This is a genomic window from Streptomyces sp. HNM0645, from assembly GCF_030056615.1.
GTDB classification, from domain to species: domain Bacteria; phylum Actinomycetota; class Actinomycetes; order Streptomycetales; family Streptomycetaceae; genus Streptomyces; species Streptomyces marianii.
In genome coordinates, this window is sequence record NZ_JASHLT010000006.1 from 107,410 (window position 1) to 120,122 (window position 12,713).

Consider the following 12,713-nt stretch of genomic DNA (forward strand, 5'->3'; position numbering starts at 1 on the left):
GGCAGCAATATCCACGTCGTTGCCGCGGCTCAGCAGCCGCGGCACCGCCCGCTTTCAGATCCCGGCGTGCAGGTGGGCCGCCCAGAGGTAGGGGGACTTGGGATAGCGATCACGGACCTTGCGCACAGTGTGGTGCAGAGCACAGGCTGCTGAATCCGTGTCGAGGCCACCATGCTGGTCGGAGATCCCGCCGAGCTCAGCATAGAAATCAGCTGCCATATGCGAGGCCACCTCGTCATTTATCTCCCAGAGGGTGCCGATGACGTGGGGAAAACCCGCGAGCTGAAAGGCCGACGTGAGATGGATGGCCTCGTCGATCAGCTCCATGGATTCCATGAACGCTGTTCGGCACGCTGACAGGTAGGCCAGTTGGGCCGAGTCCATCCTCATTTCTGCAAGGCTCGCCACCGTGAGCGGATCACGTTCGTGGTCGTGCAGAAGCAGCAGGCTCTGGGACGGGTCGTCGGGGCTGTGGGCACCGTGGCACGCGAAGTGAACAATCCCGCAATCGGAGAGAGTCTTCAGGACCCGAGCTTTGGTCGGTCGCGTCTCCGACTCGGGGGAGGTCATGCCATCAGCCTCTGCATCCGGCTCCATGAGGAGCGTCGGCTCAGGCAGCAGGTCGCACAGCAGTGCGACTTCTTCCGAGACGTGGCCCAGGCGGCCTTGGACGCCCGGAGTTGTGGGCATGGCCACGATCAGTGACCGGCTCACCGAAGGCGCGGAGGTGTGATGACGGCGTGCGTGGTGCAGTGCTCGGATAGTGGTGGTGTACGAGGAGACGACACGGTCCATGACTGTCGGCGGTTCCCTGTCTCTCAAGCCCGTCCAGGGCAGCTCGGAGTGACGCCCGGCAGCGTGCAGGGGTAGCAGTGAGAGGAGCCCGCCAGGTGCCCACCAGACGCGGGGCCACGACTGTCCGGGAGAGGGCTCACCGGTGAAACCGAGGCTACGCAAGACCGGTTCGGCCGCCGCGTCCCACAGCCACTCCAAGACAGCGTGAAGCGTCGCCTGCGCCTCTTTTCGAGTGAGGGGCGTCGTGCGCGGATCCGTAGCGGTTTCCAGGGCCCTGTGGAAGGTCTGTATCTGGTCGATGACGAGGTCGTACGTGAGGTCGGGCAGGTTCAGGGACTCGATTCCATCGGACGTCAACAGCAGTGCGTCGCTGCGGTAGTGGCTGACGTTGAAGCTCACCACCGGGCCGGAGGTGGCTTGTGCCAGGAGCTCGCTAACGGCGGGTGGACGAGCGAAGCTGGCGAATCCGTCCTGCGTTCGGATGTTGTCCAGCGTGGCCTGAAGTTGGTTGGCGCGGCTGCGTCGTTGCTCCTCGGCGTCGACCGCACGTACGGCGGAGCTGACTTGCTTCTCGGGCTCCGTGGGTGCAGCCTTTTCCATCGGCCGGTCGAGCTCGTCTCGAAGTACCTCGAAGCGATGGGCCAGCTCGGGATGGCACTCGCGAAGCTCAGCGAGGTCGCTCCGCATGTCCAGCGCCTGACTATGGAGGACGCTGCGGCCCACCTCAATCAACTGCAGTGCCCGCACTGCCCGATCGGCGGGTGTGCCTTCGTGAGAAGCAAGAACCAGTGCCGCAGCGTCTCCGGCCAGCCCGGACCACTTACCCATGGCGTGCTGCTGGTCACCACGGCTCAGCCGGCGGTCTGCCACTTCGGGCAGTAGGTGTACGGCACCGGCCAGGAGATCGGCTGCGAGATCAGGCTCCGGCCGTACGGTCATTGAGGCCGCTGCCTGAGCGGCCCGAATCCGAATCGAGGGCCTGGACCCGTCGGCTCGCGCGCCTTCCATGTGGGCGGCCAGGGCGCGATCAAAGTCGTGTCGCGAGTGAGTCCGCTGATACCGGCGATGCAGGGCAGTCCCGAGCTGGAACAGGTAGTCGGCGCGCTCTGGATGTTCCGCGGGCGAGATGTCGAGCGCGGCCTGGCACACAACCACCGCGTCATCGAGATCCGCTATCGACCCGGTCTTCTCGAACCTGACGGTCAGCACACCTCCCAGCATGGACAAGTACCTCGGGCGTTCAGGGTGATGGGACGGGACGGTGGCGGTCGCATCGTGTCCCGCCGCGACCGCGCCATCCAGGTCCTCAAATCCTCCAGTGCGCTGAAAGCGGGCGTGCAGGGCGGTGCACAGATTCGCGAGGAAACGAGGGCGGTCAGGACTGCTTGCATCCACAATGCCGAGGACCTCGCGGTTCCTTCGGATCACCTCGTCGAGATCTTGAGGGTCCCCGTTCCGTTCGTAACGTTGCAACAACACTGCGCCGAGATTGGACAGCATCGCCGCCAAGGCGGAGTGTTCACGGGGTGCCGTCTTCACAGCTTCGTGCGCGAACTCGATCGCGGCGTCCAAGTCCGACAACGCCCCGGTGTGCTTGAACCGAGTCCACAGCATCAGACCGACGTTGGACAGACGGGTCGGCCGGTCGACGTGACCGTCCCCGGTGGCCTGAGCGGAAGCGCGACTGGCGCTGATCGCCTCGTCCAGGTCGGCCATATGGCCAGTGCATTCGAAACGCTGCCCGAGAGAGATGGCCAGGTTGTTGAGGACCGCGTTGAACTCGGTCTGGTGCGGGGTGATTTCCCGGGAGGCAGCGCGGTTCATCTCGATCGCCGTATCGAGGTCAGATCTGTTGCCGCCGAGGCGATATCGCGCCAGGAGAGCTTGCCCCAGGCCGGAGAGACGAAGCCCACGAGCCCGGTGCCCCGGCGGGAGCATGTCCAGTGCTTCCCGGAACGCAATAACAGATCGGCCCAAATACGCTGTTTCACCCGTGCGTTGGAATCGAGTCAGCGTGACGGTGCCGAGCCCAGACAGGAACATGGAGCTCGCAGGATGTTCCTCGGGAGCCGCCTCGACTGCGGCCTGGCAGCACTCGATCGCGTTGTCCAGATCCGCCAGCGCGCCGGTGCTTTCATATCGGCCGTGCCAGGCGGTCCCCAGATTGTGAAGAACTCCCGCCTTCTCGTGGTCCTCGGTACAGAGGTCTGAGGCTTCCTGGAAGGCTTCGATCGCCGCGTCCAAGTCCGACAGGATGCCGCTCTCGGTGAACCTGGTCTTCAGCGCGGTACCCAGGTTGTTGAGCCCGCCAGCCCTGCCGACAGCGGAGCCCACAGAAGCTTGGACTGCCAATCGGCCGGTCTCGATCGCACCGTCCAGGTCCGCCGCCGCACCTGTATGAGTGAAGCGCGTCATCAGCACACCTGACAAGTTGGACAGCATGCCCGGCTGTTTCGGATGCCCTGTTGCCGTGCTTTCCACTGCGCCCAGGGCCGCGTCGATCGCCGCGTCCAGATCCGCCAGTTCGCCACCCGCGTCGAAGTGGGAACTCAGGATGACGGAAAGATTGGACAGCGTTTCCGCGTACTCGCTTTTTCCACGGGGAATAGCGGCCGCGATACGGCGCAGGAGATCGGTCACTCTTGCGCGCAGAGCCGGGCTCGGCGAAGCACTCATCCCTTGCTGGATCCTCCAGACGAAGCCGAGCGCGCGCTGGGCCACATCTGGAAGGAGTTCGTCCGGCAGATCCTCCTCATCTGCGCCGAACACGAAGCAGGGCGTGAACTTCGCGACGGCTTCCTCTCTGTCCCGCTGCCCAGCCCCTTCGGGAAGTGCCTTGTACCTGGAGACATGCAACCAACCGAGGAGGTAGTAACCTTCCAGATCGGACTCGTCATCGTGGAGTATCGAGGCAAGCTGACGGGCTTCGACCAGTGCTTCCGACTCCAGCACCACCCGAGGATCTTGTTCGCGGGCGAGCCGGTCCAGCCGTAACTCCACTACGGCAATGCGCTTCTCCACTTCGCTTTTCCTTGCGAAATCCTGCTCACGCCCCTGCATAAACCGTCCTGTCACTTCCCGATCTCCGTCTCCGGTAGATCTGATTGCCGCACCGCCCAGGACTGCCGAGGCGAGTCTCTGAATTCCACGGAGCTCACGAAGCCGGTTCCGTCGCAGGCGCCGGGCTGCTCAGCCGTCGCATGACCGCGCCACCGAGCGGAGGGCCCATCGGCTGTTCCTCGATGCGCAGCTTGTCGGCCAAGTCCGTCAGGTGAAGGCGCACGGATGCCTCCAGCAGCGTGGCGTAGGTGTCCGAGGCAGTACGGAGGCGACGTGCCGAAATGACCACCAGCGTGGCGGCGAGCGGCACCGCGGGCCACCACCACCAGGCCAGGGGCAGATAGAGCAGGGCCCAGCCACTGAGGACGGCAGCTCGCGTCAACGCGGCGCGGGCTCTGCCGATCTCGCCGCGTATCTCTTCCGGCAGCACGAGCCAGAGGTGTGGCCAGAGGACAAGGAGATTGACATTTGCGTATCGGTCCAGCCGAACAGCAGTGGCGTGGATCCGGTCACCACTCCAGGTCGGCCGTTCAGGCCGCTCCACGGAGATACGTTCGCACTTGTGGGCAGCACGGTGGCGCTCCCGGGGCCTGGGACGGTCGGCCGGTCGCGGAGCGCGTTCCAGTAGCCGTAGGGCTTCGTACTCAGCACGTGCCGCGTCCCAGCGACGCTGTCGGCGTGCCACGTGACGTTCGGCCAACTCGCCGAACAACCACGGCCATGTGCCCCAGTCGGCAGCCAGGGCCACACGCTCGACAACGGAGCCGAGGGACTGGGCGGCCAGACCGGCGGCGGCCGCACCGGCCAGGATGGCAGCGAGCAGCACGACCTGGCCGCCTACCGTGGTCACCTGGGGAGCCCGGGCAGTGTCCGAGATCGCGTGAGTGAGCCGCCCCACGTCCAGCGCGGCGCTCTGCCCAAGGGTGTGTCCGGTTGCGGCGACTGCCAAGTAGAGCGCGCCGGGGAGTACGAGGAGGGTCAGCCACCGCTCGGCCAGCTTCTTGCTGAGTTCACTGAGCAGCCCTCCCACTACGGGAGCCTCTCTCGGATCAGCGCCGTCTCGCCGGAAGCGAACTGGCAGCGCGGCACGTCGTCGTCCACTTCCTGACCGGATCGACCGATGCACAGCTGCAAGGGGCACCGGTACACAACGGCCAGATCAGCAACACCGGCCGGCATCACGCTGCGGCCCGTACCCCCATACACCCCGGACGGGTCGCCTGCGCGTCGAACCGCTGCATGCAAGGCGTCCAGAAGGGCAGTGAGCGAGACGTCATCCGCGGGCGGCATGCCGACTGCGGATTCGACAGCACGCAAGGCGGCGTCGTCCTCATCAAGCAGCGCGGCGAGTTCGTCCCGATGCCCACACACGTACGACAGCGCCTTGGCGATCCTCAGGCCGCCTACTTCCACCTGGCTCGTCATACAGAACTTCGCCCCCTGCGCCTTGTTGATCTACCAGGCCGCCATTCTTGCTCCAAACGTGCAGATACGCCCACGGGTTCAGCCAACTCCTCAGCCAGAGCAGAGAGACGTCGAGGTACTTGAAAGGACGGTTCAACCGATCCTCTGCGCAAGCAATGCATAGACGGTGGTACGCCATGCGCCGTGCTGCCGCTGACGGCGTACCGCAGCATGCAAATTCGCCTTCGTAACGCGACATCCTGAAGCAACTGTCACGCTGTCACCCCACCGCTTGGGAGAAATCTGGGAGAAGATCTTCTCCCAGAGCCCTCGCGACACCACCCGAGACCAACGGCCACCAACAGCCTGACCTGGGCATACATCCTTCGCAGCTGGTGGGCAACATGATCGGACCTAATTCGGGACGAAGAGGTCGTGGGTTCAAATCCCGCCACCCCGACAGTGAAGTACCAGATGAGGCACCTACTGAAATCAGTAGGTGCCTCATCTGTTTCGTCTGCGTGTCTATCTGCGTGACTACCGGTTCCCGCGTGTCCACGGCCGCTGCGGATCAGCGCCGAAGATCCCGTCCATGACCACGGCGCCGGTCTGGATCACGGGTCGGATCTGCCTCCGGTAGACCTCCTCGGTCACGGCGGTACCGGAGTGCCCGACGAGCCGGGAGATCTCCTCCAGCGGGACGCCCCGGTCAGAGAGCAGCGAGACGAAGCTGTGCCGGAGCTCCCGGGGCGTCCACTCCTCGGCGTCGACCCCGTCGATGTCCTTGAGCGCCTGGCGGAAGGCCCGACGGACGTTGGCCGCGTCGAGCGGCCTGCCCACGGCCGAGGAGAAGACGAGCCCGTGTTCCTCCCACTTCTCGTCGGCTGCGAGCCGCTCCCGGCCCGGGTCTTCGAATCGTTGCCGCAGGGCCTCGACGCAGCGCGCCGGTAAAGCGAGCGTCCGCCGCGACTTCCGGGTCTTGGTGTCGCCGCTCCGCCGGACCGAACGCAAGACGGCGATGTGCGGAGGCTGGGGCGGATCGAAGTCCGGCCGGCCCTTCAGAAAGACGTGATCCCAGGTGAGGGCCCGAAGCTCCTCGGTGCGGGCGCGGGTCAGCAGGGCGACGACGATGTAGGCGTGCATCGAGGTACCTGCGGCGCCCTTGAGCACGGCGTCTGCCTGGGCGAACGTGAGCGCCTTCGACGGTCGCCCTGCCCGGCCCTGGGGCACCAAGCACAGCTCTACGACGTTGCGCTTCACCTTGTCCCGGGCCATGGCCCGCCTGACCGCGCGGTTCAGGCACGAGTGGATCGTCTGGAGGGTCCGGGTGCTGAGCGCCTTGGCCTTGGTGGCGAGCCAGCGATCCACGTCTTCCGCGCTGAGATCACGGAGCTTCCGAGCACCGAGCGACGGAACAACGTGCTTCCGGCTCAGGAGAGTGGACGTCTCGACGGTGCTGGGGTCGAGGCCCGTCCGGCCGTCGGTGAGCCAGTCCGTCACCGCATCCTTGACAACAACTCCTCGTCACGCATGGGTCGGTTCTCCTTCCGTTCCGGGGGCGGGTTCGAGGGATGCGGCGAGCCAGGCTTCGCCGCGGGACAGGCCGGTGCCGGCGAAGACCCAGTGGGCGAGGACGAGCGTGGATTCGCCGTCCTGCGGGACCGGCGGAGCCGCTTGGGCACGGCGCCATTCGGCGCGAGCGTCGCGGAGCGCGCCGAGAGTGGTGGAGTAGCGGCGGGACTTGGTGGAGAAGTAGCCGCGGAAGCCGAGCATGTGGGCCCAGGCCCGCAGTCGGAGGTCCGCCAGCGCGGGGCGGGCGCCAAGTGTCCAGGCGGTGCGGATCATACGCCGGGCGTGGTCAGTGATCTGGGCTTGGGCCAGTTCGGCGAGGAACTTCAGCGGCCGGTCGGGTTCACCAGGCCCGAGATTGCCCCTGTATGCCTCTCAAAGGCCGTTCCGCCCCGCATCGACGATCAGCGCATAGTCGACGCTGACCCGGAGGCTGCCAGACCCACCACGAATCTTCAGGACGTGTGCGCCCGGCTCCAGAGGCGGCAACTGGACCCACAATCCGCACCCGGTGGTATTGAGACCACCGCCCACGCCTATGACGTGACGGCCCGCGAAAGATCTTATCTGAATCGTCTCTCCACGATAGGTCTCCGGATCCAGCCGCTTGCCGTCCAGGACGGCCCACCCGTTGGCGCTCGCCATGAAGTCCGCGCTTTCCTGAGAAGTACCCCATGCGTTCACGACAGGGAAGGCGAGCGGCCGCCCGAAGGGAAGAGCGCAGGCCCGCTCGGCCGACCCCCCGTACATGCCGGCAAGGAACCACACGTCGTCCGGTTGGTACCGAGCGCATGAGCTTCCATTCTGGTCTGCGATGGGATCGGTTTCGTCAGGTCCGGCCGTTGCCCATGATCACCACCGACTCTGCAGCTCCGCAGATGAGAGGACAGTAGGTGTCCCCCTGCTGCCGCACCCGACCACGGCCGTCCACACCGCGACGGCGAGTATCACCCTGCCTGCGCGCAACCTCATCTGCACCCCCCATGTCACACACACCAGATGTACGCGCCTACTGATCGGGATATCGCTCGATGCCGTTGTACAGCAGCGGAGTACAGCAACCCCCGCAGCCGTCAGTGCCCAGCACCCGCTCTCAAGGCCCTCTCAGCAGCCTGTATGACCTCCAATGGCCGATTTCTATAGAGCTACGGATCAGAAGGGTTTCGAACCGGCCGTCAGGATGGGAGCCAGGGCACTACACGCAAGGAACCGCCCACCGCTCCTACCGGGAGATCTTCTCGGCCGTGGTCACGCTGGCCGCACCGCCCGCCCACTTCTCCCGCACCGCCTGACGTGCGCGCCCGCCGCCCGCACCGCCGGGGCACGGCCCGTGTGCGGGACTCGGTCCGCCGCGGCAGCGGCGGACGGACCGGGCGCGGCAGACCGGTCGGGCCCGGCGCTCGGGCGTGCTACCCCGCGGACAGGCCGGTGCCCGCGGACGGGTCGGCGGCGGCCCGCAGTGCGTCCAACAGCCCCCGCAGCGCGGGCTGTTCGAGTGCGGTCTCCCGCACAACGGCCGAGATGACCCGGAGCGGCTCGGGGTTGCGGACCGGGCGCACGACGACACCCGGATGCCGGTTGCGGAGTCCCAGCCTCGGCATCAGTCCGACTCCGAGCCCGGCCGCGACGAACCCCTGAGCGGTGGCGTAGTCCTCACTCCGGATCACGAAGTCCGGGCTGAAACCCGCTGCCGCGCAGGAGTCGATCACCGGCTCCAGGCACGGACCGGGCGGCTCACTGCCGACCCACTGTTCACCGGAGAGCTCGTGCAGGTCGACGACCTCCCTGGCGGCAAGCACGTGACCGAGCGGCAGGACGGCGTCGTACGGATCGTCGAGGAGGTGGACGACCCGGAAGCCGGGACCGACACTGCCCCGCGCCTGCACGACGACGGCCAGGTCGGTCCGGCCCGGCGCCACGTCGTGGAACGGCTCGTCCACGTCGTTGAGTTCGAGGTCGATACGGACGCCGGGATGCTGCGCCCGGACCCCGGCCAGGGCGGGCGCCACCAGCGTGGAACCCGCCGTGGCGAAGTAGCGGACCGCCAGACGGCCGGTCCGCCCGGCCCGGAGATCGGCGAGCGCCGTCTCGGCCTGGGAGACCGCCGCACCGATCAGGGCCGCGTGCTCGGTCAGCAGCAGCCCCGCGGCCGTGGGGCGCACCCCCCGGCCGACCCGTTCGAGCAGGGGGGTGCCGGCCTGCTTCTCCAGGGCCGCCACCTGCTGGCTGACGGCCGAGGGCGTGTAACCGAGATTGGCCGCGGCGGCGGTGACCGTGCCACTCGTGACCACCGCACGCAGGACTTGCAGTCGCCTCACATCAAGCATGTAGCACAGCTTAACAGAACGAGTAGAACCATTCGCTTGTCCGTAAGGCTCGACTGAGGCACCTTCGAGGAGCGGGCACCGCCACGCACCACCCCGTGACAGCCGACCCCGTCCCGCAACGACGGACGAACCCGGTGGAGGAAGCATCGTGAACAGCAGCGCACAGAGTCTGTGGGGCGGCTTGCGGGTGGCCGTGCTCGCCCTGCTCTGGGGTTCCACGTTCCTCTGGATCGAACTGGCACTGAGGGGGCTCTCACCGCTCCAGGTCACGTTCGTCCGGTGCGGGCTGGGAGCCCTCGTCCTCGTGGTCGCCTGCTACACGACGGGGCACCGGTTGCCCCGGGGCGCTGCCGTGTGGCGGCACATAGCGGTCGCGGCGTTCTTCTGCAACGCCCTCCCCTTCGCGCTGTTCAGCCTCGGTCAGCAGACCGTCGACTCCGGTCTCGCGGGCGTCCTCAACGCGACGACACCACTCTGGTCGATCGCCCTCGGTCTGGCCCTCGGCTCGGAGCGGGGAATCCACCGGGTGCGGCTGACCGGCCTGCTGCTCGGCTTCGCGGGCACGATCGTCATCTTCGCCCCCTGGCAGACCACCGGCGACGCCGGCTGGGGCGCCCTCGCCATCCTCGGCGCGGCCGCCAGTTACGCCGTCGCGTTCACCTATATGGGCCGCACGCTGGTCCGCAAGGGGACCCCGACCATCTCGCTCTCCGCGGCCCAACTCCTCGCCGCGACCGGGCTGACCACCGTCGCGATGCCCGTCGGCGGGCTGGAGCGGATCGACCCCAGCCTCACGGTGGTGACGGCCGCCGTCGCCCTCAGCGTCCTCTGCACCGCGATCACCTTCCATCTCACCTACCGGATCATCAACGACGAGGGGGCCACCAACGCCGCCGTGGTCGGCTATCTGCTGCCCGTCGTCTCCGTGCTGCTCGGCGCCGTCGTCCTCGGAGAGGACCTCGGTATGCGGGTGGTACTGGGTATGGCCGTCGTCCTGCTGGGAGTGGGGATGACACGGCGGCCGGCCGCGGCGAACGCCGGGAAGCCGGCACTCGGGAAAGCGCACTCCGGGGAACCCGCCGCCGGCGAACCCGGTCCCGCAGCCATCGCGGGCGGCGCAGCGGTCTCCGGGGTCCCGGCGGGTGCCGCCCCCGCCCCGGCGGCCCCTGTCGCGGCGGCCACCACCCCGCCGGAGGAAGCCCGATGAGCGCCCGTGCGCCGGAGCACCGGCTGTGGTCGGCACACCGCGACCTGATCGAAACGGCGGTCCGCACCGACCTCACTCACCCCTTCCGGTCCGGGCAGCCGCACTTCCCGGGGTTCGGGGACGAGCGGCGCGAGACGGTGTTCAGCCTGGAAGGAGGCGACGACTTCACCGTGCACCGCTACACGCTGGTCGGCCAGTGGGGCACTCATGTCGACCCGCCGTCGCACTTCGTGGCCGGGGCCCGCACGTTGGACCGGATCCCGGTCGAGGAGATGATCCTGCCCCTGGTGGTGCTCGACGTGGCGGACCGCGTCCGCACCGACCCCGACACCACGCCCACCCTCGACGACGTGCGCTCCTGGGAGCGCAGGAACGGCCGCGTGCCGGCCGGGTCGTTCGTCGCCCTGCGCACGGGGTGGAGCCGGCGCCGGCCGGACCCCGTCGCCATGACCAACCGGGACGAGGACGGCGTCAGCCACACGCCGGGCTGGTCGGCGGAGGTCCTGCAGTACCTGTTCGAAGAGGTGGACGCCGCCGCCATCGGACACGAGCAGTCGGACACCGACCCGGGCATCGCCGGCTCCGCGGGCGACTGCGCCCTGGAGGCGTACGTCCTGGGGCGTGACCGCTGGCAGCTCGAGCTGATGACCAACCTGGACCGGCTCCCGGAGGCGGGTGCCCTGATCGTCGCCACCTGGCCCCGGCCACTGGGCGGTTCGGGCTTCCCCGCACGGGCGTTCGCCCTCAGTCACCCCTGACCGCTGTCCCCTCGCCACTGGAACTCTCGGCCGGGCTGGTCTCCAGAGGGTCCTCTTCAGGGTCGATCGCTTGGTCTGTCAGGAAGCCGTGTTCGTCCTCCAGGTGCTCCCAACTGCACCGGTAGAGTTGGTCGGCCACCGCGTTGAGACGGTCGGGCCATATGTGCCTGTACGTGGGCGAGCTGTCGCCGGGCGCGCGCCGTCGTTCGTCGATTTGCGAGCCGCCCGCTCCAGCCCGCGTGAGCAGCCCTCACGCCATGCCCCCCGCCTGCGCTGCCGCAGACGGGGGCTCCGCCCTGTGCGTTAGTTCTTCCGGCGACGCCCCTGCGCATAGGGGCCGTGGCGATCATGTTCCCGCCATTCCTCGTCGCGGGGGTCGCGGTCTTCGCCGCCCGCATTGTGTCCAGGAGTCGAGATGCGTTCCCCATTGTTGACCTTGGCCAGCAGCGAGGCGAGGGGATCAGGGGGATCGTCGCTGAAGCGATCGGAGCCGCGCTCGGACGGCGGCCCCGGCTCTATCCTGTCGTGACGCGACCGTGATGTACCGCTCATGAGCAGCCCTCTCCGACTCGCTGGTAACCCGACTTCGACCTTGCCAGTACTGTGCAATCCTGCCGCAAGCCGACCGCCCTTGGACACACTCCAGACCTCAACGTCTGTCCGTACCTTGTGCGTTGGCCTCGCTGGCGAGGCTAAGCGCATTCGCGTGATCGCGAATGGGCCTCTGTCGTGCCCCGGGGGGCCACACAGGGGGCCAACGGGTTCTGATCAAGCCCGGCGGGCGGTCACCCCGCGCCGCTGGGCAAAGATCACGTCCATGGCCTCTGCGCCCTCAGTGATGACCGGCCGGCGCCGCTTCCGATGGACGGCCTCTGTCGTCGCCTGACTGGTGTGCCCGACCAGATGCGCGATGCGCTCCAGCGGGAGTTCCTCACCGCACCGGCTGTCCGACCCCCAGGATGTTGCCCTCGCTGTCCCGGAGCCAGGCGCCGCGTTCGCCTCGGGCGCCCCTTTCCCGGGTAGTTGCCCTCGATGTCGGCGATCCCGTCCACCGTCCTCAGCCCGGGCAGGTCGACGGTCTCGAAGACCACTCCCCGACCCTTGAGCTCGGTGACGGCCGCGTCGATGTCGTCGGCCTCGAAGGCCATCTGCGCGAAGGTACCCGGCGAGGCGCCCGCGGACCGGAAGAGCGCGAAGTCCGAACCGCCGCACCGGTACAGCAGGCCGCCGGGGCGTTCGTCGACGGGGTCGAGGCCGAGCTTCTCGGAATGGAACCGCCGGGCCCTGTCGAGATCCTGGGCGGGGAGCCTGGTGGCGATGCGGGCGCCGGCAAGTGCGCTCATGCCCTTCGGCCTCCCTTCCGGTCCGTCGTCCGGCGTACTCCTGCCGCGGAGTCTCCTGAGGCGGTTTCACGGGGCGTTCGCGGCAGCGCGGCTCGTGTGGAACCCGGACCCCGGTCGGGCATCCGCCCGGGCCCGGTCACCCAGCAGTGTCCGTCGGGTGGCATCGGCCTCCGGCCGGCCTTGCGACACGCCCGGCGGCGCCTGCGACGCGCGTGTCGCCACCCGATCGCCACGTCGTTTCGATATTCCG

General features: G+C 67.9%; 8 protein-coding genes and 2 pseudogenes. 2 read left to right on the top strand and 8 right to left on the bottom strand.

The features are described 5' to 3' along the window. Positions 1-54: 54 nt before the first annotated feature. The 7 genes and pseudogenes from QMZ92_RS05450 to QMZ92_RS05480 all read right to left on the bottom strand — a co-directional run bounded on the left by QMZ92_RS05450 (position 55) and on the right by QMZ92_RS05480 (position 9,155). Positions 55-3,816 (bottom strand): CHAT domain-containing protein, encoded by a 3,762-nt coding sequence (locus tag QMZ92_RS05450; protein WP_283296089.1) that lies wholly within the window; start codon positions 3,814-3,816, stop codon positions 55-57. Positions 3,817-3,949: 133 nt separating this feature from the next. Then, entirely contained in the window at positions 3,950-4,885 is a 936-nt protein-coding gene (locus tag QMZ92_RS05455) for a hypothetical protein (RefSeq protein WP_283296090.1), read from the bottom strand. Beyond that, positions 4,885-5,280: a hypothetical protein gene (locus QMZ92_RS05460; RefSeq protein ID WP_283296091.1), complete on the bottom strand. Its 396-nt coding sequence runs from the start codon at positions 5,278-5,280 to the stop codon at positions 4,885-4,887. Before QMZ92_RS05460 ends, QMZ92_RS05455 begins: the two co-directional genes overlap by 1 nt. A gap of 516 nt (positions 5,281-5,796) precedes the next feature. Further along, positions 5,797-6,759, bottom strand: coding sequence for a site-specific integrase (locus tag QMZ92_RS05465; protein ID WP_283296092.1), 963 nt, complete (start codon positions 6,757-6,759; stop codon positions 5,797-5,799). Between the two features lie 24 nt (positions 6,760-6,783). Beyond that, a pseudogene (locus tag QMZ92_RS05470) lies at positions 6,784-7,176 on the bottom strand (replication initiator); the annotation flags it as partial. Between the two features lie 27 nt (positions 7,177-7,203). Further along, a complete protein-coding gene (locus QMZ92_RS05475) occupies positions 7,204-7,596 on the bottom strand; it encodes a hypothetical protein (protein ID WP_283296093.1) in 393 nt (130 codons plus the stop codon). Between the two features lie 641 nt (positions 7,597-8,237). Continuing rightward, a complete protein-coding gene (locus QMZ92_RS05480) occupies positions 8,238-9,155 on the bottom strand; it encodes a LysR family transcriptional regulator (protein ID WP_283296094.1) in 918 nt (305 codons plus the stop codon). A 148-nt stretch (positions 9,156-9,303) separates the two neighbouring features. On the opposite strand from QMZ92_RS05480, the gene QMZ92_RS05485 reads away from it, so the two are divergent. Continuing rightward, a complete protein-coding gene (locus tag QMZ92_RS05485) occupies positions 9,304-10,362 on the top strand; it encodes a DMT family transporter (RefSeq protein WP_283296095.1) in 1,059 nt (352 codons plus the stop codon). Beyond that, positions 10,359-11,120, top strand: a complete 762-nt coding sequence (locus QMZ92_RS05490) for a cyclase family protein (protein WP_283296096.1) — start codon at positions 10,359-10,361, stop codon at positions 11,118-11,120. The genes QMZ92_RS05485 and QMZ92_RS05490 overlap by 4 nt, the downstream gene beginning before the upstream one ends. A gap of 931 nt (positions 11,121-12,051) precedes the next feature. Here the strand turns inward: QMZ92_RS05490 and QMZ92_RS05495 are convergent. Further along, positions 12,052-12,463: pseudogene (locus tag QMZ92_RS05495) on the bottom strand (VOC family protein). Between the last annotated feature and the right edge of the window lie 250 nt (positions 12,464-12,713).

Excerpts from the sequence above, each read along its gene's own strand:
- QMZ92_RS05490 (WP_283296096.1), top strand. The coding sequence starts at position 10,359 with ATGAGCGCCCGTGCGCCGGAGCACCGGCTGTGGTCGGCACACCGCGAC.
- QMZ92_RS05480 (WP_283296094.1), bottom strand. The coding sequence starts at position 9,155 with ATGCTTGATGTGAGGCGACTGCAAGTCCTGCGTGCGGTGGTCACGAGT.
- QMZ92_RS05460 (WP_283296091.1), bottom strand. The coding sequence starts at position 5,280 with ATGACGAGCCAGGTGGAAGTAGGCGGCCTGAGGATCGCCAAGGCGCTG.